Origin of the sequence: Streptomyces sp. NPDC057249 (assembly GCF_042669245.1) — a bacterium.
GTDB lineage: Bacteria > Actinomycetota > Actinomycetes > Streptomycetales > Streptomycetaceae > Streptomyces.
Genome location: NZ_JBHUXS010000006.1, coordinates 354,521 through 377,042 on the forward strand (window position 1 = coordinate 354,521; position 22,522 = coordinate 377,042).

A 22,522-nucleotide genomic window follows, 5' to 3' on the forward strand; every position below is an offset into this window, starting at 1 on the left:
GGGACCTCAAGAAGAGACGGTTGCTGATCGGCGCCGGCGCCGCCGTGGTCGCGACCGCGACGATCGGCACCCTGGCCATGGCCTCGCAGGACCCGGACACCGGGGCCGCCCGGGCCGCCTCGCCGGCCGCCGTGCTCCAGGCCCAGTTCGAGGACGCGGCCCGTGAGTTCGACGTGCCCCAGAGCGTGCTGATGGCGGTCTCGTACCGGCAGACGCGCTGGGAGAGCCACGACGGCGAGCCGAGCACGAGCGGTGCGTACAACGTCATGGGGCTGACCAGTGTGTCGGCCGGGGACGTGGAGCAGCCGGACGACAAGGAACGTCTGGCGCACATGAACATGTCCGGGCGGCCGGAGATCGAGAAGACCTTCGACGCCGCGAAGGCGCTGCGCTCGCTGCCGAAGAAGACGGTCGACACCTCCGACCCCCGGCTGCACACGCTGGACGAGGCCGCCGAGCTGATCGACACGGACACCGCGTCGGTCCGCGACGACACCGAGGACAGCATCCGCGCGGGCGCGGCCCTGCTCGCCCAGTACCAGCGCGACGCGAAGGGCTCCCTGTCCGACGACGCCTCGCAGTGGTATCCGGCGGTGGCGCGGTTCAGCCAGTCGCCGGACAAGAAGGGGGCCGACCTCTTCGCGAAGCGCGTCTTCGACTCGATCAGGACCGGCGAGAGCGCGGTCACCCAGGACGGCCAGCAGGTCTCGCTGCCCGCCGACCCGTCGGTCGAGCCGGTCAAGCCGGCGAACGTGCCGCTGGCCGCGTCCTTCGCGAGCACCGCCGCGACCCCCACCCCGGAGTGCCCGTCCGGTCTGAACTGCAACTTCGTGCCGGCCAAGACGTCGAGCTCGGGCCAGCGCAGTTACACCCCGGCGGTGCGCCCCGACAAGGGCGTCGACATCCGGCGGATCGTGATCCACGACACCGAGGGCGACTACGCGAGCTCGCTCGCCACGCTCACGAACCCGGCCACGCTCGCCAGCGCGCACTACCTGGTGCGCGCCTCGGACGGGCTGGTCACGCAGATGGTCGAGAACAAGGACCTGGCGTGGCACGCGGGCAACTGGACCCTGAACATGCACACCATCGGTGTGGAGCACGAGGGCTACGCCATCAAGGAGGGCAGCTGGTACAGCGAGTCGCAGTACGAGTCGACCGCCGCCCTGGTGAAGTTCCTGGCCGGCAAGTACGGCATCCCGCTGGACCGTGAGCACATCGTCGGCCACGACGAGGTGCCCGTTCAGCTGGACCGGAACATCTCGGGGACGCACTGGGACCCGGGCCCGTTCTGGGACTGGAACCACTTCATGGGCCTGATGGACGCCCCGACGGGCGCGGGCGGCGCCGGCGGCCCGGTCAAGACGGGCCAGCTGGTGCGCGTGGTGCCGCCGTTCACCACGGCCAACCAGCCGAAGCTGACCTACGGCACCAAGGCGGTCACCAAGCGGCCGGCGAACTTCGGTTACCTGTACACCTCGCCGTCCACCAGCGCGTCCACGCTGACCGACCCCTACTTCACGTCGCTGTGGAGCGAGGGCTCCAACTGGGGCAACAAGGTCCGCGCGGGCGGCACCTACGTGGTGGCGGAGTCCCGGACCAACTGGACGGCGATCTGGTACGCGGGGAAGAAGGCGTGGTTCTACAACCCCGGCGGCCAGTACACCGTGCCGCTGGCGGCGGCCCCGCACGTGGTGAAGGCCAAGGCCGGGGTGACCGTGCGGATCTACGGGCGCTCCTACCCGGAGACCGCGGCCTATGACGCGGCGGGCCTGGAAGCCCCCACGGACGACCCGGACTACCTGACGAAGTACACGCTGCCCTCGGGCCAGTCGTACGCGCTGGCGGGCGACGAGGTGAAGGGGGACGACTGGTTCGGTTCCGTCCAGACCGACGTCATCGGTGACACCTCCTACCTGCCGATCCGCTACAACCACCGGCTGGCGTGGGTGAAGGCGGCCGACGTCCAGACCTCCACCAGCGTCGCCCCGGTGTCCGCCACCGACCGGTACAACATGATCGGCCGGGACAGCGCGGGCCGGATCTGGCAGTACCAGGGCACCGGCAGCGCCTCCTCGCCGTACTACCGCCGCTACCAGGTGGGCTACGGCTGGGGCGGCTACACGGCGATCACCGCCATGACCGCGCTGCGCGCGGACGGCACGGGCGACTTCGTGGCCCGCGACAAGGACGGCGTCCTCTGGTACTACCGCGGCAGCGGCAACCCGGACAAGCCGTACCTGGGCCGGCTCAAGATCGGCAGCGGCTGGAACCAGTACAGCAGCCTCAACGGCATGCGCGATCTCGACGGTGACGACAAGCCCGACCTGATCGCCCGCAACAGCGCCGGCGACATCTATTTCTACAAGGGCACCGGCGAGCCGTCGAAGCCCTTCGAGCCCAAGGCGAAGATCGGCTACGGCTGGCAGATCTACGACGCGATCGTCTCCACCGGCGACCTGAACGGCGACGGCAAGGCGGACTTCGTGGCCCGGGACAAGTCCGGGGTCCTGTGGATCTACACGGGCACCGGCTCGGCCACCAAGCCGTACGACAAGCGGGTCAAGATCGGTTCCGGCTGGGGCAAGTACAAGCTGCTGCTCGGCCCGAGCGACCTGGACCGTGACGGCCGGGGCGACCTGGTCGGCGTGGACTCGGCCGGAGACTTCTGGTTCTACCACTCCACCGGCACGGTGACCGCCCCGTTCGCGACGAAGTCGCAGGTCGGGGACGGCTGGCAGATCTACGACACCCTGTTCTAGCCGACCGGACGTCTCGTGCGCGCGGGGCCCTTTCCCATCCGTCCGGGTGGGAAAGGGCCCCGCTGCCGTCAGGCGTGGGTTAGGGTACGGGGCATGTTCGCGCACTCGACCCGTAACTGGTGGTGGACCGCTCATCCGGCGGCCCACTGATCGCGCGTACACACTGACGCAGAGGCCGCCCGAGGGGCGGCCTTTTCCGTGTCCACGGGCCGTTCCTCCCAGCTGATTCCCTGGAAGGAACCGACCCATGAGCTTCGACCGACTCCTGCGCGACGACTGCCCGCCGTTCGCCCTGCTGCGCCGCCGCACCCCCGGCCACGACCACGACACCGTCGAGGTGCTGATCGGCCGGGTGCACGAGGCGGACCGCCTCGCCGACATCCCCGTGGGCGACCGCCCGTCGCTGGCGCTGGTGCCGTTCCGGCAGATCGCGGAGCGCGGCTTCGACGTACGCGACGACGGCACGCCGCTCTCGGTCCTGGTCGCGGACGAGGCGTACACGATGTCCCTGGACGAGGCGCTGTCGGCACTCCCCCGCCACGAAGTCCGTGTGGACGACGGGGCGTTCGACGTCAGCGACGAGGAGTACGCCGGCACCGTACGCCGGGTGATCGAGGACGAGATCGGCCGGGGCGAGGGCGCGAACTTCGTGATCCGGCGGACGTTCCGGGGCCGGATCGACGGGTTCGGCCGGGCGGACGCGCTGGCCCTGTTCCGGCGGCTGCTGGCCGGCGAGCGGGGGGCCTACTGGACGTTCGTCGTGCACACAGGTGACAGCGAGCCCGAAGGGCTCTCCTCATCGGGGCGGCGGCGGGCGACGGGTGGGCGGACGCTGGTCGGCGCGAGCCCCGAGGTGCATGTGCGGATGTCCGGCGGGACCGTCGTGATGAACCCGATCAGCGGCACCTACCGCTATCCCGCCGAGGGGCCCACCCCCGAGAACCTGCTCGCCTTCCTCGGGGACCGCAAGGAGACCGAGGAGCTCTCCATGGTGGTGGACGAGGAACTGAAGATGATGTGCACGGTCGGCGACATGGGCGGAGTGGTGATCGGCCCGCGCCTGAAGGAGATGGCCCATCTCGCCCACACCGAGTACGAGTTGCGCGGACGCTCCTCGCTCGACGTACGCGAGGTGCTGAAGGAGACCATGTTCGCGGCGACCGTCACCGGCTCCCCGGTGCAGAACGCCTGCCGGGTCATCGAGCGGTACGAGCACGGCGGGCGCGGCTACTACGCGGGCGCGTTGGCCCTGCTGCGCCAGGAGGCCGACGGCACCCGGACCCTGGACTCGCCGATCCTGATCCGGACCGCCGACATCGACGCGGACGGCACGCTGCGGGTGCCGGTCGGGGCCACCCTGGTGCGCCACTCGGACCCGGAGAGCGAGGTCGCCGAGACACACGCCAAGGCGGCCGGGGTCCTGGCCGCCCTCGGCGTCCGCCCGGCCCGCCCCGCGGCGGAGCGGGAACGGCCCCGGCTGGCCGCCGACCCCCGGGTGCGGGCGGCCCTGGACGCCCGGCGGGACGGGCTCGCCCCGTTCTGGCTGCGGATGCAGGAGCGCGCCGCCGACCGCGTCGGCCACGCCCTGGTGGTGGACGGCGAGGACACGTTCACCGCGATGCTCGGGCACCTGCTGCGCGCCTCGGGGCTCGACGTCACCGTGCGCCGCTACGACGAGCCGGGACTGCGCGAGGCGGTGCGGGCGCACGAGGGGCCCGTGGTCCTCGGCCCCGGCCCGGGGAATCCGGGGGACGCGGCCGACCCGAAGATGCGGCTGCTGCGCGCGATCGCCGCCGAGCTGGTGCGGGACCACCGGCACGGGCTGCTCGGGGTGTGCCTCGGCCATGAGCTGATCGCGGCCGAACTGGGCCTGGAGATCGTCCGCAAGGCAGTGCCGTACCAGGGGGCGCAGACCCGTATCGACCTGTTCGGGCGGCCCGAGACGGTCGGCTTCTACAACAGCTTCACCGCGCGCTGCGACGACTCGGGGGCGGCGGAGCTGGCGGCGCACGGCATCGAGGCGAGCCGGGACGAGGTGTCCGGGGAGTTGCACGCGCTGCGCGGGGCCGGGTTCGCCTCGGTGCAGTTCCACCCGGAGTCGGTGCTGACGCTGCGCGGTGCGGCGATCGTGTCCGAGCTGCTGGCGGGGCTGCCGGTGCGCGGCTAGTGATCCGAGGCGCGGGGTCAGGTCCCGGGGCGGGCCGGGACCAGGACGTTGCCGCTGTGGCGGCCGGCCAGGTAGTCGCCGACGTTCTCGACGGTGGCGTCGATGATCTGGCCGACCGCGTCCTCGGTGTAGTACGCCTGGTGCGAGGTGACGATGACGTTCGGGAAGGTGACGAGCCGGGCCAGGGTGTCGTCGTCCACCCCCTCCAGGGACTTGTCCAGGAAGAACAGCCCGGCCTCCGCCTCGTACACGTCGAGCCCGACGCCGAGGAAGCGGCCCGCGCGCAACTCGCCGACCAGGGCCGAGGTGTCGACGAGGCCGCCCCGGCTGGAGTTGACCAGGATCGCGTCGTCCTTCATCAGGGCGAGGGCGTCCTCGTCGATGAGGTGGTGCGTCGACGGGAGCAGCGGCACGTGCAGGCTGACCAGGTCGGACTCCGCGAGCAGCCGCTCCTTGTCGACGTACCGCATGCCCAGCTCGGCGCAGGCCGGGTTCTCGGCGACGTCCCAGCCGAGCAGCTCCATGCCGAAGCCGTGGGCGATCCGGGTGAACGCCTCGCCGATCTTGCCGGTGCCGATGACGCCGGCGGTGCGGCCGTGCATGTCGCGGCCGAGGAGCCCGTCGAGGCGGAAGTCGAAGTCGCGGGTGCGGCCGGCGGCCCGGATCACCCGGCGGTTGACCGCCATGGCCAGGGTCCAGGCGAACTCCGCGACCGAGTACGGCGAGTAGTACGAGACCCGGGCGACGCGGAGGGCCAGGCGCTCGGCGACGTCCAGGTCGATGTTGTTGAACCCGGTGGAGCGCTGGGCGATCATCTGGGTGCCGCCGGCCGCCAGGGTCTGGAGGACCGCGCCGCCCAGGTCGGCGTTGACGCTGGTGGAGATGACCTCGTAGCCGGCCGCGATGGGGGCGGTGTCCCGGTTCAGGAAGACGTCCAGGCAGCGGACTTCGTGCTTCCCGGCGAACGCCTTCTCGATCAGCGGCTTCTCGTCGGACTGCACTCCGAAGGCCAGGATCTCCACGACGTCTCCCCTGTCTGCGCGCTGGGCTGCCGGTCATCGCGAATATACGGCCGGGTGCCGGGGTCCGCCGCTCAGGCGTCGTCGAGCCCGCGCTCTATGGCGTAGCGCACCAGCTCGACCCGGTTGTGCAGCTGGAGCTTGCCGAGGGTGTTCTGCACGTGGTTCTGCACCGTCCGGTGCGAGATGACGAGCCGCTCCGCGATCTGCTTGTACGAGAGCCCCTTGGCCACGAGCCGCAGCACCTCGGTCTCCCGGTCGGTCAGCTCCGGGGCCTTCGGCTCGTCGGAGGCGGCCGGCGCGGGCTCCGAGGCCAGCCTGCGGTACTCGCCGAGGACCAGGCCCGCCAGGCCCGGGGTGAAGACGGCGTCGCCGGCGGCGGTGCGGCGGACGGCGTCGGTCAGCTCCTGGGTGCTCGCCGACTTCATCAGGTAGCCGGTGGCGCCGGACTTGACCGCCTCCAGGACGTCGGCGTGCTCACCGCTGGCGGAGAGCACGAGGACCCGCAGCCCGGGCTGGCTGCCGACGAGTTCCTTGCAGACCCGCACCCCGGGCATGCCGGGCAGATTGAGGTCGAGGACCAGGACGTCCGGGGTGACGGCGCCGGCCCGGCGGACGGCCTGGGGCCCGTCGCCGGCGGTGGCGACCACGTCGAAGCCGGCCTCGGTGAGGTCGCGGGCCACGGCGTCGCGCCACATCGGGTGGTCGTCCACCACCATCACCCTGACCGCCCGCTGCCCGGCGCCCTCTTCGTGTGTCGTGCTCATCGGACCGAACCCGCCTTCCCCCGTGAAACCTTAGGAACCTTCAATTCGACCTCGGTGCCCTGTCCGGGCACCGAGATCAGCTCTGCCGTGCCGCCCAGATCGCGCAGCCGGCCGCGGATCGACAGGGCGACCCCGAGCCGCCCCTCCCCCTCGGCCTGCGCGAGCCGCCCCTCGGGGATGCCGGGCCCGTCGTCCCGGACCGTGACGATCACCTCGTCCGGCCAGTCCTCCAGCAGAATCCACGCCTGGGCGCCCTCGCCCGCGTGCACCCGGACATTGTCCAGGGCGGCGCCGACCGCCGCCGCCAGTTCCGCCGCCGCGGCGGACGGAAGCAGCACCGGCGCGCCCGGCTCCGCGAAGCTGGTCCGGGACCCGGCGTGCGGGGCGAGCAGCGTCCGCAGATCGGTCTCGCCGCCGTCCCCGGCGCCCGGTTCGCCGTCGTCCGTCTCGACGGTCCGGACGACCGCCCCCTCGGAGGCGTCCTCGGAGAGCCGGGTGGGCGGTACCAGGCCGCTGGAGACCAGGGTGCGCAGGGCGACCTCCTGCTCCCCGGCCATCCGGCCGAGCTCCGCCGCCTCGCCGCCGATCGCGGCGCCGCGCCGCTGCACCATCGCGAGGACCTGGAGCACGCCGTCGTGGATGTCCCGGGCCAGACGTTCGCGTTCGCGGGTGGCGGCCTCGATCTCCAGGGCGCGGGCGAGGGTGCGCTCACTGGCCCGGGCCACCTCCACGACGTAACCGATGGCGATGGAGGCGACCCAGACCAGCATCACGTTGTGCAGGGTGTCGCGGCTCGGTTCGCCGCGCTCGATGAGGTTGGCGACGGCGACCAGGCTGGAGGCGAAGCCCGCCCAGCGCCAGCCGCCCTTGATCGCGAAGGCGAGGACGGAACCGGCGGTCCAGATGGACGGCAGGGTCGGTCCGTCGACGTGCTGCGCCTGGAAGTCGGCGAGCGGGGTGACGATGATCCCGATCAGGGCGATGGCCAGGTCGGCGCCCAGGAAGCGCCTGGTGCAGGCGGCGGCGCCGGCCACCTTCGGCAGGGTGGCGAGCGTCCAGACCACCATCAGCGACAGGAAGGTGACCGCTATCCAGGGCCGCTCGTAGTCGTGCCGGGCGAAGGCGGCGAGCAGGACCGCGTAGACCATTGTCAGCACGCGGTACGCCGTCAGGGCACGCCACAGCGGCTGCTCCACCGACATCCGGACCACGCGTACGCGTTTCACCATGCTGTCCTCCCCCGTCCCCCGGCGGACCGCCGCTAGGCGCTGCCGCCGTCCGTCTTCTTCGCGGCCTCGGAGCGGCGCTTGGCCTCGTCGGCGATCTGCCGCTTGGCGGCGGTCGCGTAGATGTCGACGTACTCCTGGCCCGAGAGCTTCATGATCTCGTACATCACCTCGTCGGTGACCGAGCGCAGGATGAAGCGGTCGCCGTCCATGCCGTGGTAGCGGCTGAAGTCGAGCGGCTTGCCGATCCGGATGCCGGGGCGCATCAGCTTGGGGATCACCTGGCCGGGCGGCTGGATCTTCTCCGTGTCGATCATCGCGACGGGGATCACCGGCGCCCCGGTGGCCAGTGCGACGCGGGCGAGACCGCCCGGCTTGCCGCGGTACAGCCGGCCGTCGGGCGAACGGGTCCCCTCGGGGTAGATGCCGAAGAGGCCGCCGCTCTCGACGACCTGGATGCCCGCCCGGATCGCCGCCTCACCGGCGCCGCGCGCGCCGGAGCGGTCGACGGGGAGCTGGCCGACGCCCTTGAAGAAGGCGGCGGTGAGCTTGCCCTTCACACCGGGCGCGGTGAAGTACTCGGCCTTCGCGATGAAGGTCACCTTGCGGTCCAGGACGGCCGGCAGGAAGAAGGAGTCGGAGAACGACAGGTGGTTGCTGGCGAGGATCGCGGGCCCGCGCGCGGGGATGTTCTCCAGGCCCTCCACCCACGGCCTGAAGGCGAGCTTCAGCGACCCGCCGATGGAGAACTTCATTGCGCCGTAGATCAACTCGGATGCCTCCTGTGTGCTGTCCGACAGACCTTAACCCGCCGTGTCCCCCTTCCTCCCGCCCGGCGCGGGCGGGTGTCCGCGGTCCGGGCAGGTGACGGCCCTGGTCGGTGTCGGTCCGGTCGCGTACGGTGAAGTAATCCTCGCGCGTCCCGTACATGCTTCCGAACCCCTTCCCGCTCCCCGCTCGCTCCGCCGCGAGCCTCATGAACAGGAGACCCCGGTGCCGGTCCTTCCCGGAGCCGAGCCGTTCCGCCACGAGGGCGGAGAGGTCGGCGTCCTCCTCTGTCACGGATTCACCGGTTCCCCGCAGTCGCTGCGCCCCTGGGCCGGGTATCTGGCCGAGCGCGGTCTCACGGTCTCGCTGCCGCTGCTCCCCGGGCACGGCACGCGCTGGCAGGACATGCAGGTGACCGGCTGGCAGGACTGGTACGCGGAGGTGGACCGGGAGCTCCGCGGGCTGCTGGAGCGCTGCGCGCGGGTGTTCGTCTTCGGTCTGTCGATGGGCGGTGCGCTGGCGCTGCGGCTGGCCGCGAAGCACGGGGACGCGGTCAGCGGTCTGGTGCTCGTCAATCCGGCCAACAAGGTGCACGGCCTCGCGGCGCACGCGCTGCCGGTGGTCCGCCATCTGGTGCCGACGACGAAGGGCCTGGTCAGCGACATCGCCCTGGAGGGCGTCGCGGAGGTGGGCTACGACCGGGTGCCGTTGCACGCGGCGCACTCGGTGCGCAGGTTCTTCCGGCTGGTCGACGGCGACCTGCCCCAGGTCACCCAGCCGCTCCTGCTGCTGCACAGCCCGCAGGACCACGTCGTACCGCCCGCCGACTCGGCGCGCATCCTGAGCCGCGTCTCCTCGACGGACATCCGGGAGGTCCTGCTGGAACAGAGCTACCACGTCGCGACGTTGGACCATGATGCGAAGCGGATCTTCGACGAGAGTCATGCGTTCATCGGCCGCCTCGTTCCGGGCGAGACGGATCAGGGCGGGAAGAAGGGGGGCACGTCCGGTGGCTGAGCACGACGCGGAGCGCGCGGGCAGCGAGGAGGAGCGCGAGCCGTTCCCCTCGGAGGGGGCGGCCGTCGCCGGCGACGACGGGAAGGGCAAGGCACCCGACGCACCGGCCGGTGCGGGAGACGAACCGCTGGACGAGGAGGCCGTCTGGCGGGCCATCGTGGCGGGGTACGGGGAGGAGCCGCCGGACCCGCCGGGCGCGCGGCCCTTCCGGTCCGTCGAGGATCTGGCGATGCCGGACGACGGTCCGCTGACCGCCCCGGCCGCGGACAAGGGGCTCGGCAAACGGCCGCCCAAGCCGAAGCCCGAGGCGGACCGGCCGCTCGGTGGCTCCGTGGTCTTCGCTCCGGGCGTGGGCCCGCGCGACTACGAGCCGGCCGATCCGGACGCGGCGGCCCCGGCCGGCGGGGACGACGACGAGGGCCACTTCGTGCCGCCGGAGCCGCCGCCGCTGCCGGAGGCCGACGTCACGGCGAAGTTCGCCTGGCTCGCGGTGATCGGCGGCCCGGTGCTGATGCTGCTCGCGGTGCTGCTCTCCTGGGAGATGACCTGGTGGCTGACGACGGTCTGCGTCGGCGGCTTCCTGGGCGGTTTCGTGACGCTGGTGGCGCGGATGGATTCCGGCGAGGACGGGGACGACGACCCGGGGCGGGGCGCGGTGGTCTAGGGCCTGTCCGCCGGACAGGCCCTAGGGCCGGTCGGCCGGCACCCGGAGCGCGGCCAGCACCGGGCGGTGGTCGGTCGCGGCCCGCAGGTCGGCTTCCCGGACCCCGGGCAGCCCGTCCGGGACCCCGCAGCCCAGCACCTCGACGCCGTCGGTGGCGAAGACGGCGTCGATCCGGCGGCGGGGTTCGTGCGCGGGGAAGGTGTACGTGCCGCCCTGCGGCTTGGTCTCCCAGCAGTCCTGGTAGCGCCCGGCGAGACGCCTGAAGGCCCGTCCGCTCGGTACGTCGTTGAGGTCACCGGCGATGACCGCGTGCGCCACGCCCAGCGCGTCCACGGTCTCCACCAGCCGCTCCGCCTGGGCCAGCCGCTCCTGCCGCTGGAGGCTCAGGTGGCAGCTGACCACTCCGACCCGGGCGCCCGCGAACCGGACCACGGCGGTGGCGAAACCCCGGCGGTGCAGCCCCGGGGTGCGCGGCAGCAGGATGTCCTCGGTGCGCTCGACCGTGGCGCGCAGCGAGCACAGCAGCAGCGGCCCGGCGGCGGTGGCGCCCCCGCCCAGGACGACCAGGTCGGTGGCGGCGGCGAGCCGGGCGGCGTACTTGCGCCAGCGGAAGAAGCGCGGCGCCTCCTGGACGAGGACCAGGTCGGGGGCGCAGGCGCGGACGACCCGGGCGAGGGCGGTGGTGTCGTCGCGCATGGAGCGGATGTTGTAGCTGAGCACGCGGATGACGGCCGAGCCGTCCGGCTCGGTGCACGAATCGGGCAGCGACATCGTGGCCATGCCCTCACGATACGGCGGACGCCCGCCGCGCCAGGTCGTGTCCGCGAAGTGTCGTCTGGCCCACGACGCCACTTCGCGGACACTCCCCGGGGCGTGACGGGCGTCCGATGTTTCCGTGTGCGGGCCGGGCTCAGCCCTGGCGGGCCAGGTCCGCGGCACCCACGAGCCCTGCCTTGCCGCCGAGTTGGGCGGCGAGCACCTGGGCGTGCGGGCGCCACTCGCCGCCGATCAGCCAGCGCCGGAACGACTTGCGGATCGGGCCGAGGACGAGCTCGCCCTCGTCCGAGACGCCGCCGCCGACGATGAAGGCCGACGGGTCGAACAGCGAGGCCAGGTCGGCGAGTCCGGCGCCGGCCCAGCGGGCCAGCTCGCGGAACGAGTCGACGGCCACCGGGCAGCCCTGGCGGGCGGCCTCGCTGATGTGCTTGCCCTGGATGCCGTCGACGGTGCCGTCGCCGAGCGCCAGCAGGATCGTGGCGTTCTCCGGGGTGGCGTTGGCGCGCTGCTTGGCGTACCGCACGAGGGCGCGGCCGGAGGCGTACTGCTCCCAGCAGCCCTGGCTGCCGCAGCCGCAGAGCAGACCGTCCGGGACGACCCGGATGTGGCCGAACTCGGCGGCCACGCCGAAGCGTCCGCGGCGCAGCTTGTTGCCGATGATGATGCCGCCGCCGAGGCCGGTGCCCAGCGTGATGCAGATGACGTCGTCGTGGCCCTGGCCGGCACCGAAGCGGTATTCGCCCCAGGCGGCGGCGTTGGCGTCGTTCTCCACGACGACGGGGAGGCCGACGCGCTGCTCGACCTTGTCCTTCAGCGGCTCGTGGCGCCAGTTGATGTTGGGCGCGAACAGCACGGTGGCCCGCTTGTCGTCCACGTATCCGGCCGCGCCGATGCCGACCGCCTCGACCGCGTGCCCCTCGCTGGCGCCGGACACCGCCGCGGCGATCGCGTCCACGATGCCTTCGGCGGTCGGCGGGGTCGACACCTTGAAGGTCGAGAGAATCCGTCCCTCTTCGTCGACCACTCCAGCCGCGATCTTCGTGCCGCCGATATCGACGCCGATGGTGAGTCCCATGAATCCCTCAGTTCCGGTCGAGCCCCGCTGAGGCAACCGTACCCGAGGCCGGGCCCCGTCCTGTCGGCGCCGGTCAGTCCAGGTCGATGTGTTCGCCGGCGCCGGACCCCTCGTCGCGGGGCCCTTCGGGGCCTTCCGCCTTCTTTTCGGTGCCCGCGGGGTCCCCCGCCCCCCGGGTCCAGCGGCCTTCCTGGCCCTGGACCGCCGAGCGGTAGGCGGCGAGCAGTTCGCTACCGGCCGCCGCGATGTGATCGAAAACGTCTGGATTGCGCTCGATCACGGGCTCCACGGCTGCCTTGGCCTGCTGGATGACCTGCTGCACGGCGCCCTGCGCGGCCATCCCGAGGAGCGGTGCCTGGAACGAGCCGAGCTTGTCGGCCACCGCGTCCACCAGCTTGCGCAGCTCCTCGGCGGCGGAGCCGGGCGGCGGGCCGTAGGCGGCGCGGCGGCGGGCCTGCTCGGCGGCGAGGTCCTCGGCGCACGCGTCGGCCCAGGCGTTGTCGTCGGCGGGGCGATCGGTGGCTTCGCTCATGGCGGACTCCTGGGCTTCGTGGCCGGCGGCCCGGCATACCGGACACGTACCTTCGACGGTACCCGAACGGGGGTACGCCGTTCAGCCCGTCCGGGGCCAGAGCGCGGGATCGGGCGTGAAGCGGACCCGCAGCACCCCGTCGGTGAGGGCCGCGCCGGAGACGGTGCAGCGGCGCAGGGCGGGCTCCAGGGGCACGATGCGGTGGAACGGGCCGACGGTCAGCAGGAGTTCGCCGCCGCGCCGGACGAGCTGGAGGTCCTTCTTGACGGCGCCGGGCAGCCGCAGGCACCAGGCGAGTATCCCGTCGCCGTCGGGCCCGCCGGCCTCCTCGGTCCACCAGGGGTCCGGGGCCCGGCCGCCCTCTTCGCCGATGCCGGGCACGGCGAGCGCGCCACCCGCGCCGTCCGGGCCGGCGAGGGCCAGGAGGTCGTCGGGGCCCTGCGGGTCGCGGCCGAGGTGCGCGATCCGGACCGGGGCCGCCCCCTCGTCCGCCCAGTGGCCGAGGGACTTCTCCTGCTGGGCGGCGAGCGCGGCGAAGAACGGGTCCGGGGAGTGGCCGGGCAGCAGCCGGTTGGCGACCGGCGCCTCGGCGCGCAGTCCGTGCAGGGCGAGGCCGGTACGGGCGGCGCGCAGGGCCTCGTCGGCGGCCGCTCCCGGCTCGGCGACGACCCGGAGCGTGGTGGCCCGGTCCTCGATCACCGCCTGGACCTGGGCCAGCTCGGCGTCGCGCCGGGCGGCGGCCTCGTACAGCCACTGGGCGGGCATGGGCACACCGGCCAGCTGGGCGAGCATCGGGCGCAGGGCGCGGGCGGCCTGGCGCTCCGGGGGGAGCAGCCGGCGCAGGTAGCGGCGCAGCTGCTCGGGGAGGGCGAGCAGCCGGAGGGCGTCGCGCAGGGGCGGCAGGTCCACGACGAGGAGGTCGTACGCCTCGCCGGCCCCGTCGCCGTGGGCCGCGCGGCGCAGGGCGTGGAGCAGGGCGAGTTCGCCGCTGCCGGGGAGTTCGGTCAGCTCCTCGCCGTCCAGCGGGTTGCCGCCGAGCAGTTCGAGGACGGACGACAACTGCTCCTGGAGGGCGAGGAGTTCGCCGCGGAAGTGGGCGGCGGAGTCGATACGGACGGACCACAGCCCGGCGGTCACCGGGGCGGGCGCGGTGGCGTCGGGGAAGCCGGGTATCGGGTCGGCGGAGATCAGCAGGGTGCGGGCGCCGTCGCGGGCCGCGGCGAGCGCGGTGGCCGCCGCGACGGTCGTACGGCCGGCTCCGCCGGGTCCGGTGACCAGGACCGTACGCACGCGCTCAGCCCTTCGGGACGGACTCGACGCGCTTCTTCAGGCCGGCCAGGGCGCGGTCGATGATGACCTTCTCCGCCTTGCGCTTGATCATGCCGAGCATGGGGATCTTGACGTCGACGGTCAGCCGGTAGGTGACCTCGGTGCGGTCGCCGGCGCCCAGCGGCGCGAGTGCGTAGGAGCCGTCGATGGCGCGCAGCATCTGGGACTTGACCAGGGTCCAGCTGACCTCGTAGTCGCCGGTCCAGGTGTAGGCGAGGGTGTGGTCGTCCTTGATCGCGCCGGCGTCCAGGACGAGGCGGACCTTCTCGGCGCGGCCGTGCTCGTCGGTGCCGAGGACCTCGGCCTCCTTGACCTCGCCGGTCCACTCCGGGTAGCGCTCGAAGTCGGCGATCACACCCATGACGTCGGCCGGCGCCGCCTCGATCGTGATGCTCGAGCTGGTGTGTTCAGCCATCGCTGTGGCCCTCCAGTGCGGTGTACCGGTCCGTCGGCAGGAGCCTGCCGCCAGAAGGCTATCGCGTGCGCCCGGCGGCCCGTCCCAGGCCCCGGTGCGCGACGCCGGGCCGGGTGCTCACCACTCCAGCGCCCAGGGCCGGCCGGTGGAGGCGAAGTGGCCGACGTTCACGCACTCGGTCGCGCCGATCCGCATCCGGCGGGCCAGCGGCTGGTGGACGTGGCCGAAGAGGGAGTAGCGCGGGCGGGTGCGGCGGATGGCGTCGAGCAGGGCCCGGCTGCCGCGTTCGAAGCGGCGCGCCACGGTGTCGTAGACCAGCTCGGGCACCTCGGGCGGGATGTGGGTGCAGAGCACGTCGACCTCGCCGACCGCCTCGATCTTGGCGGCGTACTCCTCGTCGTCGATCTCGTACGGGGTGCGCATCGGCGTACGCAGGCCGCCGCCGACGAAGCCGAAGACCCGGCCGCCGATCTCGACGCGCTCGCCGTCCAGGACGGTGGTGCCGGGGGCGGCGTACTCGGGCCAGAGGGCGGGGATGTCCACGTTGCCGTAGGTGGCGTACGTCGGGGTGGGCAGCGCGGCGAACATCTCGGCGTACTGCCTGCGGACCGCCTCGGTGATCGCGGCGTTGCGGTCCATGCCCTGCCACAGCTGCCGGCCGAAGGCGCGGGCCTCTTCGAAGCGGCGGGCGGTGCGCAGGGCGACGATGCGGTCGGCGTTCTCGACGCCGAAGAGGTCGGGGAAGATGCCGCGCGAATGGTCCGCGTAGTCGAGGAAGAGGACCAGGTCACCGAGGCAGATCAGGGCGTCGGCGCCGTCCCCGGCGCGGGCCAGTGCCCCGGTGTTGCCGTGCACGTCGCTGACCACATGGACGCGGGTGTTCGCTCCTGCTCGCATGAAAACAGCCTAGAGCCTGCGCAGAGGCCCCGGACCTGCGGTTACTTCCTGGTGTGTGTACGGGTGGACTACTGTGCGCGAAAGGACGTCCCGATATGTGTGACGCATAAGACATCTGGCCGGGACCCCCTATCCGGAACCGAGTACTGGTGGGTAACGTCCGGGCAGTCCAGTCGTGCTCACCCCACGGAGCACCCGCCATCTTGGACCGCGCCGGTGCGTCACACAGAGCCGTGGCACCGGAGCCCGATGAGGAGCAGCAGTCTTGCGCGAGTTCAGCCTTCCGGCCCTGTACGAGGTCCCCTCGGACGGCAACCTGACGGATCTCATCCGCCGCAATGCCGCTCAGCATCCCGACGTCGCGGTGATGAGCCGCAAAGTGGCGGGCGTCTGGACGGACGTCACCGCCGTCCAGTTCCTGGCCGAGGTCCGGTCGGCCGCCAAGGGCCTGATCGCGGCGGGCGTCGAGCCCGGCGACCGGGTCGCCCTCATGTCGCGCACCCGGTACGAGTGGGTGCTGCTGGACTTCGCGATCTGGAGCGCCGGCGCGGTCACCGTGCCGGTGTACGAGACCAGCTCGCCCGAGCAGGTGCAGTGGATTCTCGGTGACTCGGGGGCCGTCGCGGTCCTGGTGGAGAGCGACACGCACGCCGCCGCCGTCGCCTCCGTGCGCGACCGGCTCCCCGGCCTGCGGCACGTCTGGCAGATCGAGAAGGGCGCCGTCGACACGCTCCGGGCCGAGGGCGAAGGGGTCTCCGACGAGACCGTGGACCTGCGCAGCGCGGCGGCCCGCGCGGACGACCCGGCCACCATCGTCTACACCTCGGGCACCACCGGCCGCCCCAAGGGCTGCGTGCTGACGCACCGCAGCTTCTTCGCGGAGTGCGGCAACGTGGTGGAACGCCTCAAGCCCCTCTTCCGTACCGGCGAGTGCTCCGTCCTGCTCTTCCTGCCCGCCGCCCACGTCTTCGGACGGCTGGTCGAGGTCGCCTCGGTGATGGCACCGATCAAGCTCGGCTGCGTCCCGGACATCAAGAACCTCACCGACGAACTGGCCGCGTTCCGCCCGACGCTGATCCTCGGCGTTCCGCGCGTCTTCGAGAAGGTGTACAACGCGGCGCGCGCCAAGGCGCAGGCCGACGGCAAGGGCAAGATCTTCGACAGGGCCGCCGACACGGCCATCGCCTACAGCCGCGCGCTGGGCACCCCGCAGGGCCCCTCGCTGGGCCTGAAGTTCCGGCACAAGGTCTTCGACCGCCTGGTCTACGGCAAGCTGCGCGCGGTGCTCGGCGGGCGCGGCGAGCACGCGATCTCCGGCGGCGCCCCGCTCGGCGAGCGGCTGGGCCACTTCTACCGGGGCATCGGCTTCACCGTCCTGGAGGGCTACGGGCTGACCGAGTCCTGCGCGGCCACCGCCTTCAACCCGTGGGACCGGCAGAAGATCGGCACGGTCGGCCAGCCGCTGCCCGGTTCCGTGGTGCGCATCGCGGACGACGGCGAGGTGCTGCTCCACGGCGAGCACCTGTTCTCCGGCTACTGGAACAACGAGGCGGCGACGGCCGAGGCGCTGGCGGACGGCTGGTTCCACACCGGGGACATCGGCACGCTGGACGAGGACGGCTACCTCGCGATCACCGGCCGCAAGAAGGAGATCATCGTCACGGCCGGCGGCAAGAACGTCGCGCCCGCCGTCATCGAGGACCGCATCCGCGGCCACGCCTTGGTGGCGGAGTGCATGGTGGTCGGCGACGGGCGGCCCTTCGTGGGCGCGCTGGTGACGCTGGACGAGGAGTTCCTGGGCCGCTGGGCCGAGGAGCACGGCAAGCCGGCCGGCTCGACCGCGCTGTCGCTGCGCGACGACCCGGAGCTGCTCGCCGAGGTGCAGCGCGCGGTGGACGACGGCAACGCAGCGGTCTCCAAGGCCGAGTCGGTCCGCAAGTTCCGCGTGCTGGGCGCCCAGTTCACCGAGGAGGCGGGCCACATCACGCCCTCGCTGAAGCTGAAGCGGAACGTCGTGGCGAAGGACTTCGCGGACGAGGTGGAGTCGCTCTACCGCTCGTGAGGCGTCACATGGCCGAGGGGGCCCGCGCCACACCGGTGCGGGCCCCCTCGGCCATGTGTCAGAGCAGTTCCCTCAGCCGCTCCGCGAGCAGGTCCCAGCGCCACTTCTCCTCGACCCAGGCCCGGCCCCGCTCCCCCATGCGCCGCCGCAGCTCCGCGTCGCCCAGCAGCGCGGTGATCCGTTCCGCCGCCTCGCCGGGCTCGCCGCCGCGCACCACCCAGCCGGTCTCGCCGTCGAGCACCGCGTCCGGGGCGCCGCCGGAGTCACCGGCCACCACCGGCAGCCCGGTCGCGGACGCCTCCAGGTAGACGATGCCCAGGCCCTCCACGTCGAGGCCGCCGCGCCGGGTCCGGCAGGGCATCGCGAAGACGTCCCCGGCCCCGTAGTGCGCGGGCAGCTCCGGCCAGGGCACCGGCCCGGTGAACCGCACGGAGTCCGCCACACCGGTGCGCGCGGCGAGTGCGCGCAGGTCGTCCTCGTAGGGCCCGCCGCCCACGATCAGCAGGACCGCGTCCGGCTGTTCGGCCAGGATCGCGGGCATCGCGAGGATCAGGGTGTCCTGGCCCTTGCGGGGCACCAGCCGGGACACGCAGACCACGACGGGGCGTTCGCTGAGCCCGAGCCGGGCCCGGACCTCGTCGCCGCCGGAATCCGGGCGGAAGGTCTTCTCGTCCACCCCGGGCGGCAGCTGCACCATGCGGCGGGCGGCGGCCGGGGTCAGCGCGGCGGCGATCCGGGAGCGGGTGTACTCGCCGAGGTAGGTCAGCGTGTCGGTGCCCTCGCCGATCCGGCGCAGCAGCTGCCGGGACGCGGGCAGCTGCGCCCAGGCCGCCTCGTGGCCGTGCGTCGTGGCGACCAGGCGCCGGGCACCCGCCTCGCGCAGCGCCGGGCCCATCAGGCCGAGCGGGGCCGCGGCGCCGAACCAGACGGACGAGCAGCCGTGCGCGCGCAGCAGCTCCGTGGCGCGCCGGGTCACCCGCGGGGTCGGCAGCAGCATCGTCGTACGGTCGCGGACGACGGTGAAGGGCTGCTCGGCGTCGAAGGCGGCGGTGGCGGCCGTGCCCTCGGCCCCCCGCTTCCAGGTGGAGGCGTAGACGACGATCCGGTCGGGGTCGAGCCGCAGCGCCATGTTGTGCAGGAACGCCTGGATGCCTCCCGGGCGGGGCGGGAAGTCGTTGGTCACGATCAAGGTCTTGTCCATCGCCGCCGACAGTACCGGGCCCCGGCGGCCGTGCCTGATGGCCCGCGCCCCCGGCGTACGGGCATCATGGCTGTTTCGTACGGCGTACAGGACGGGTGAGGGCAGGTCATGACGGGTTCCAGCGGCACGCGTCCGGCGGCCTTCGCGGTGTGGGCGCTCACCAGGGCGGTGCTGCTGCTCTGGGTGACCAAGGTGCTCACCCCTCCCGGGCTCGACGTGACGAGCGACGTGTCGGTGATCTACCACGGCTGGTCGGAGGTGCTGCGCTCCGGCACCTACCCGGAGTCGGACGTCACCTGGCAGTACCCGCCGGTGGCGGCCCTGGCGGTCCTCTCCCCCGCCCTGCTGCCGTTCCTGGACTACGCCACCGCCTTCTTCGTGCTGGCGTTCCTGTGCGACGCGCTCGTCCTGGGGATGCTGCTGCGCGCGAGCGACGGTCCGGGCCGCCGGGCGGCCGGGGTGTGGGTGTGGGTGGCGGGCGTGCCGCTGCTCGGCACGACCGCGTACGCCCGGTACGACGTGATGGTCACCGCCGTGGCGGTGGCGGCGCTGCTGGCCGGGCTGCGGCACCCCCGGGTGCTGGGGGCGCTGGCCGCGTTCGGGGCGCTGCTGAAGGTGTGGCCGGCGCTGCTGCTGGCCGGGACGGCCCGGGGGCGCGCGACCCGGCTGGCGTGGGCGACGGCTGCGGCGGTGGCGGCCGGGCTGCTGCTGGTGTGCGTGGCGGCGGCGCCGGGCGCGCTGGCGTTCCTCGGCTTCCAGCGGGACCGGGGCACCGAGGTCGAGTCGCTGGGGGCGCTGGTCTTCCATGTGTGGCGGCAGTTCGGCTGGGAGGGCCGGGTGGAGCTGCACTACGGCTCGCTGGAGTTCCTGGGGCCGCACGTCCCGCTGGTGAGCACGCTGGCGCTGGGGCTGAGCGTGGCCGCGTTCGGCTGGCTGCTGGTGTGGCGGCTGCGGGCGCGGACGTTCGGGGTGAGTACGCCGGCGGACGCGGCGTTCACGGCGGTGCTGCTGTTCACCACGACGAGCCGGGTGATCAGCCCGCAGTACATGCTGTGGCTGGTCGGTCTCGCGGCGGTGTGCCTGGTGCTGCGGGAGAGCCGGATGGGGTGGCCGGCCCTGCTGGTGGTGGCGGCCACGGGGGTGACGCAGCTGGAGTTCCCGATCGGCTTCGTCCATGTGGTGTCGAGCGACGCGCAGGGCCTGACGCTGATGTTCCTGCGCAACGGGCTGCTGGTCGCCGCGTGCGTGCTGGCGGCCGTGCGGCTGTGGCGGGACACGGTGGTACGGGTCCCGGGGCGCGGGGCGGACCCGGAGGCGGCGGAGCCCGTGCTCAGTCGAGCCGGTCGCGCAGATACACCCGCCAGCGCGCCGTGAAGTCCTGCGGGGTCGTGCCCAGCACCTCGTGCAGGGCGTCCTCGACCGCCCCGTCGCGCCCGTGGTGGGCCCCGACGGCCCGGTAGAAGGCGAACAGCTTCTCCTCGCCCCAGCGGTCCGCGATCAGCTCGCAGGCCAGCCAGCCGCCCTCGTACGCCCTCGCCAGCCGGTCCGCCTCCCCCGCGAAGGCGAAGTCCTCGTCCTCGGGCAGCCCGGCCGGTACGTCACCGGCCCGGACCGCGTCGGCCAGCTCGGGCGCGATCTCCTCGGCGGTGCGGTCCCGGTCCCGGTAGGCCGCCCAGTCCGCGAAGCCCTCGGAGAGCCAGGTCGGGGTGGCCGGCGAGGTCCGTTCGCGGGTGGCCACATGGGCGGTCTCGTGGGTGAGGACGACGCGCTGCCCGAAGCCGCCGAGCAGGGCGTACGCCTCCGGGTTGACGATCACCCGGTCGGCGGGGGCCTTTCCGGTGGAGCCGGTCTCGCCGGTGGTGACGGCCGCTATGCCCTTGTAGTTCGAGGCGGGTGACCCGAGCAGCCGGCCCATCTCCGTCACGCTGCCGGGCACCAGCACCACCACCCGCCCCGCCCACCGCTCGGGCCAGGCGGCGGAGACCGCGGGCACCGCCTCGTCCGCCGTCGCCGCGATCGCGTCCAGCTCGTCCCGGGAGCGTCCGACGCCCAGGACCAGGCTGTGCTTCCCGTGCACCACCTCGACGTCGCCCTGCTCCCACAGCTGCCCGGCGCTGCCGTCGGCGGCCCGGTCCGCGGTGACGTACCAGCGGCCGTCCGCCGGGTCGCGGGCCAGGTCGACGACCCGGTCGACGGAGACCGGGGCGCTGTCGTAGCCCGCGATCCGGTAGCCGAGCGTGACGTCGGCGGTGACCCGGTCCGCCCCGTGCGGGGTGAGGTGGGTCAGCCGGTACGCCCAGGAGCCGAGCGGCACGTCCGCCAGCCGGGCGAGCTCCCGGCGCTGGGCGGTGCGCAGCGCGGTGGCGTCCGGGTCGACGGCGGCGGCGTAGGCGGCCGGGTCGTGGTGCAGCACGGCGGCGGCGCGCCGGTCCAGGGTGGCGCGGACCCCCCGGGAGGTGCTGTCGGGCGCCCGGTCGGCCGGGGCGGAGCAGCCGGCGGCACACAGCAGCGCGGCGAGCAGGGCACCCGCCGCCCGCCGCCCGCCTCGCCTGCGCACCTGTTCGACCACATGACGAGCGTACGGGCAGTCGCCGCGGTCAGACCCGGGTGACCGAGGAGACGGGCATCATGCCGACGGGGTCGTAGCGGACCGGGGCGCCCGGGTACGGGGCGTGGATGACCTGGCCGTTCCCGACATACATCGCGATGTGGCTGGCGTCCGCCCGGTAGGCGACGAGGTCGCCGGGGCGGGCCTCGGACAGCGGCACCATGTGCCCGGCGTACCGCTGGGCCTGCGAGGTCCGGGGCAGGCTCACCCCGGCCCGGGCCCAGGCCCACTGCATCAGTCCGGAGCAGTCGAACCCGGAGGGCCCGTTGGCGCCCCACACGTAGGGCCGGCCGAGCGCCTGCTGTGCGGCCAGGACGGCCGCGGCGGCGCGGGACGAGCCCGCCGGGAGCCCGGCGCCCGGGTCGCGGCCGTCGCGCGAGGCGCGGGCCAGGGCGGCCCGCTCGGAGGCCGGCAGCGACTTCAGCAGCTGCCTGGCCCGGGCGAGCTTGCGTTCGACGGTCCGCTTGTGGCGGCTGACGGCCTCCCGGCCGCGCTCCAGGCCGGCCAGTGAGCGGGCGGCCTCGGACCGGATCTGGGCGAGCGCCCGCTGGGCCTTGCGCAGTTCGGCGAGGGCGGTGGCCCGTTGGGCGTCGGCCAGGGTGACGGCGGCGGCCCGGTCGAGGTAGCTGTCGGGGTCCGAGGTGAGCAGCAGGGCCAGCGAGGGGTCGATGCCGCCCGCCCGGTACTCCGCCCGGGCCGCGGAGCCCAGTTCCTCGCGCATCCGGTTGATGCGTTCCTGGCCCCGGGCGGCCCGGTCCTGGGCGCGGCTCACCTCGCCGCGCAGCCGGGTGACGTCCTCGCCGGCCCTGTTGTACCGCTCGGTGGCGCGTTCGGCCTCGGCGTAGAGGTGGTCGACGCGGGCCCCGGCGGACTGCGGGGTGTCGTGCGGCTCGGCGTGCGCGGGGGCGGCGCCGAGTGTCGCGGCCGCGGTCGCGGCCGCCGCCGTCAGGACGGTGGCCCGGGCACCGCGACCGGTACCGGGCTGTGTGGAACGGCGATGGGACCCCACAGGACGCCGCACTCCCTTCCGCTGTGCTCCGCTGTGCGCGGACGCGCGCGGCCCTGCCGCCCGGGTGGGCGGACCGACGTACGGGAGCCGCGACAGCAGGCAGACAGTAGCCGCGCGATCACGGAGCGGACAAAGACGCGCCGGACCGGTGGGGGCCACACACAGTGACGCCCCGCCGGTGACCTGTGGTCTCCGGCGGGGCGGGCGTCAGTACGGGGCGCGGGAAT

Annotated in this window: 20 protein-coding genes; 7 read left to right on the forward strand and 13 right to left on the reverse strand. The window is 73.4% G+C overall.

Features of this window, described 5'->3' with window-relative positions; translation table 11 throughout:
- Positions 1–77 precede the first annotated feature (77 nt).
- The 3 genes from ACFUJY_RS14435 to ACFUJY_RS14445 all read left to right on the forward strand — a co-directional run bounded on the left by ACFUJY_RS14435 (position 78) and on the right by ACFUJY_RS14445 (position 4,929).
- Positions 78–2,762: an N-acetylmuramoyl-L-alanine amidase gene (locus ACFUJY_RS14435; protein ID WP_383298653.1), complete on the forward strand. Its 2,685-nt coding sequence runs from the start codon at positions 78–80 to the stop codon at positions 2,760–2,762.
- Between the two features lie 93 nt (positions 2,763–2,855).
- Entirely contained in the window at positions 2,856–2,912 is a 57-nt protein-coding gene (locus tag ACFUJY_RS14440; protein ID WP_073735655.1) for a trp operon leader peptide, read from the forward strand.
- Between the two features lie 97 nt (positions 2,913–3,009).
- The gene (locus ACFUJY_RS14445; protein ID WP_383298571.1) at positions 3,010–4,929 is read left to right on the forward strand and encodes an anthranilate synthase family protein; all 1,920 of its coding nucleotides are present in this window, start codon (positions 3,010–3,012) and stop codon (positions 4,927–4,929) included.
- Between the two features lie 17 nt (positions 4,930–4,946).
- Here the strand turns inward: ACFUJY_RS14445 and ACFUJY_RS14450 are convergent, their stop codons facing one another.
- The 4 genes from ACFUJY_RS14450 to ACFUJY_RS14465 all read right to left on the reverse strand — a co-directional run bounded on the left by ACFUJY_RS14450 (position 4,947) and on the right by ACFUJY_RS14465 (position 8,696).
- The gene (locus ACFUJY_RS14450; protein WP_383298573.1) at positions 4,947–5,951 is read right to left on the reverse strand and encodes a 2-hydroxyacid dehydrogenase; all 1,005 of its coding nucleotides are present in this window, start codon (positions 5,949–5,951) and stop codon (positions 4,947–4,949) included.
- Between the two features lie 71 nt (positions 5,952–6,022).
- Positions 6,023–6,715 (reverse strand): response regulator, encoded by a 693-nt coding sequence (locus ACFUJY_RS14455; protein WP_383298574.1) that lies wholly within the window; start codon positions 6,713–6,715, stop codon positions 6,023–6,025.
- Positions 6,712–7,944: a MacS family sensor histidine kinase gene (macS, locus tag ACFUJY_RS14460; RefSeq protein WP_383298576.1), complete on the reverse strand. Its 1,233-nt coding sequence runs from the start codon at positions 7,942–7,944 to the stop codon at positions 6,712–6,714. The genes ACFUJY_RS14455 and macS overlap by 4 nt, the downstream gene beginning before the upstream one ends.
- Positions 7,945–7,976: 32 nt before the next feature.
- Positions 7,977–8,696: a lysophospholipid acyltransferase family protein gene (locus ACFUJY_RS14465; protein WP_383298654.1), complete on the reverse strand. Its 720-nt coding sequence runs from the start codon at positions 8,694–8,696 to the stop codon at positions 7,977–7,979.
- 238 nt (positions 8,697–8,934) lie between these two features.
- On the opposite strand from ACFUJY_RS14465, the gene ACFUJY_RS14470 reads away from it, so the two are divergent.
- The gene (locus ACFUJY_RS14470) at positions 8,935–9,726 is read left to right on the forward strand and encodes an alpha/beta hydrolase (RefSeq protein ID WP_383298578.1); all 792 of its coding nucleotides are present in this window, start codon (positions 8,935–8,937) and stop codon (positions 9,724–9,726) included.
- Entirely contained in the window at positions 9,719–10,390 is a 672-nt protein-coding gene (locus tag ACFUJY_RS14475) for a hypothetical protein (protein ID WP_383298580.1), read from the forward strand. The genes ACFUJY_RS14470 and ACFUJY_RS14475 overlap by 8 nt, the downstream gene beginning before the upstream one ends.
- 21 nt (positions 10,391–10,411) lie before the next feature.
- Here the strand turns inward: ACFUJY_RS14475 and ACFUJY_RS14480 are convergent, their stop codons facing one another.
- The 6 genes from ACFUJY_RS14480 to ACFUJY_RS14505 form a co-directional block, all read right to left on the reverse strand.
- The gene (locus tag ACFUJY_RS14480; protein ID WP_383298581.1) at positions 10,412–11,170 is read right to left on the reverse strand and encodes an endonuclease/exonuclease/phosphatase family protein; all 759 of its coding nucleotides are present in this window, start codon (positions 11,168–11,170) and stop codon (positions 10,412–10,414) included.
- Positions 11,171–11,300: 130 nt separating this feature from the next.
- The gene (locus ACFUJY_RS14485) at positions 11,301–12,242 is read right to left on the reverse strand and encodes an ROK family glucokinase (RefSeq protein ID WP_383298583.1); all 942 of its coding nucleotides are present in this window, start codon (positions 12,240–12,242) and stop codon (positions 11,301–11,303) included.
- A gap of 73 nt (positions 12,243–12,315) precedes the next feature.
- Positions 12,316–12,774, reverse strand: a complete 459-nt coding sequence (locus ACFUJY_RS14490; protein ID WP_383298585.1) for a DUF5304 domain-containing protein — start codon at positions 12,772–12,774, stop codon at positions 12,316–12,318.
- Between the two features lie 81 nt (positions 12,775–12,855).
- Positions 12,856–14,064 carry an ArsA-related P-loop ATPase gene (locus ACFUJY_RS14495; RefSeq protein ID WP_383298587.1) on the reverse strand — a complete coding sequence of 403 codons (1,209 nt, stop codon included), beginning with the start codon at positions 14,062–14,064 and terminating at the stop codon, positions 12,856–12,858.
- 4 nt (positions 14,065–14,068) lie between these two features.
- On the reverse strand, positions 14,069–14,518 hold the full coding sequence (locus ACFUJY_RS14500; protein WP_383298589.1) for an SRPBCC family protein: 450 nt from the start codon (positions 14,516–14,518) through the stop codon (positions 14,069–14,071).
- Positions 14,519–14,635: 117 nt separating this feature from the next.
- Positions 14,636–15,415 (reverse strand): metallophosphoesterase, encoded by a 780-nt coding sequence (locus tag ACFUJY_RS14505; protein WP_383298590.1) that lies wholly within the window; start codon positions 15,413–15,415, stop codon positions 14,636–14,638.
- Between the two features lie 265 nt (positions 15,416–15,680).
- Here ACFUJY_RS14505 and ACFUJY_RS14510 point away from each other — a divergent pair, with 265 nt between their 5' ends.
- Positions 15,681–17,477, forward strand: a complete 1,797-nt coding sequence (locus ACFUJY_RS14510; protein WP_383298592.1) for an AMP-dependent synthetase/ligase — start codon at positions 15,681–15,683, stop codon at positions 17,475–17,477.
- A gap of 58 nt (positions 17,478–17,535) precedes the next feature.
- Here ACFUJY_RS14510 and ACFUJY_RS14515 read toward each other — a convergent pair whose 3' ends face one another.
- A complete protein-coding gene (locus ACFUJY_RS14515) occupies positions 17,536–18,678 on the reverse strand; it encodes a glycosyltransferase family 4 protein (protein ID WP_383298594.1) in 1,143 nt (380 codons plus the stop codon).
- Between the two features lie 108 nt (positions 18,679–18,786).
- Between ACFUJY_RS14515 and ACFUJY_RS14520 the strand changes: the two genes are divergently transcribed.
- Entirely contained in the window at positions 18,787–20,052 is a 1,266-nt protein-coding gene (locus ACFUJY_RS14520; RefSeq protein WP_383298596.1) for a glycosyltransferase 87 family protein, read from the forward strand.
- Here the strand turns inward: ACFUJY_RS14520 and ACFUJY_RS14525 are convergent.
- Together ACFUJY_RS14525 and ACFUJY_RS14530 are read right to left on the reverse strand one after the other, a co-directional pair.
- Positions 20,009–21,247, reverse strand: coding sequence for a hypothetical protein (locus tag ACFUJY_RS14525; protein WP_383298598.1), 1,239 nt, complete (start codon positions 21,245–21,247; stop codon positions 20,009–20,011). The two genes, ACFUJY_RS14520 and ACFUJY_RS14525, sit on opposite strands and share 44 nt — an antisense overlap.
- A gap of 28 nt (positions 21,248–21,275) precedes the next feature.
- Positions 21,276–22,295 carry an NlpC/P60 family protein gene (locus ACFUJY_RS14530; protein ID WP_383298600.1) on the reverse strand — a complete coding sequence of 340 codons (1,020 nt, stop codon included), beginning with the start codon at positions 22,293–22,295 and terminating at the stop codon, positions 21,276–21,278.
- Between the last annotated feature and the right edge of the window lie 227 nt (positions 22,296–22,522).

Bases quoted from the DNA above. Each gene is read 5' to 3' on its own strand.
- ACFUJY_RS14505 (WP_383298590.1), bottom strand. From the start codon at position 15,415: ATGCGAGCAGGAGCGAACACCCGCGTCCATGTGGTCAGCGACGTGCAC.
- ACFUJY_RS14500 (WP_383298589.1), bottom strand. From the start codon at position 14,518: ATGGCTGAACACACCAGCTCGAGCATCACGATCGAGGCGGCGCCGGCC.
- ACFUJY_RS14455 (WP_383298574.1), bottom strand. From the start codon at position 6,715: ATGAGCACGACACACGAAGAGGGCGCCGGGCAGCGGGCGGTCAGGGTG.
- ACFUJY_RS14515 (WP_383298594.1), bottom strand. From the start codon at position 18,678: ATGGACAAGACCTTGATCGTGACCAACGACTTCCCGCCCCGCCCGGGA.
- ACFUJY_RS14445 (WP_383298571.1), top strand. From the start codon at position 3,010: ATGAGCTTCGACCGACTCCTGCGCGACGACTGCCCGCCGTTCGCCCTG.
- macS (WP_383298576.1), bottom strand. From the start codon at position 7,944: ATGGTGAAACGCGTACGCGTGGTCCGGATGTCGGTGGAGCAGCCGCTG.
- ACFUJY_RS14520 (WP_383298596.1), top strand. From the start codon at position 18,787: ATGACGGGTTCCAGCGGCACGCGTCCGGCGGCCTTCGCGGTGTGGGCG.
- ACFUJY_RS14480 (WP_383298581.1), bottom strand. From the start codon at position 11,170: ATGGCCACGATGTCGCTGCCCGATTCGTGCACCGAGCCGGACGGCTCG.
- ACFUJY_RS14490 (WP_383298585.1), bottom strand. From the start codon at position 12,774: ATGAGCGAAGCCACCGATCGCCCCGCCGACGACAACGCCTGGGCCGAC.
- ACFUJY_RS14465 (WP_383298654.1), bottom strand. From the start codon at position 8,696: ATGAAGTTCTCCATCGGCGGGTCGCTGAAGCTCGCCTTCAGGCCGTGG.
- ACFUJY_RS14485 (WP_383298583.1), bottom strand. From the start codon at position 12,242: ATGGGACTCACCATCGGCGTCGATATCGGCGGCACGAAGATCGCGGCT.
- ACFUJY_RS14435 (WP_383298653.1), top strand. From the start codon at position 78: ATGGCCTCGCAGGACCCGGACACCGGGGCCGCCCGGGCCGCCTCGCCG.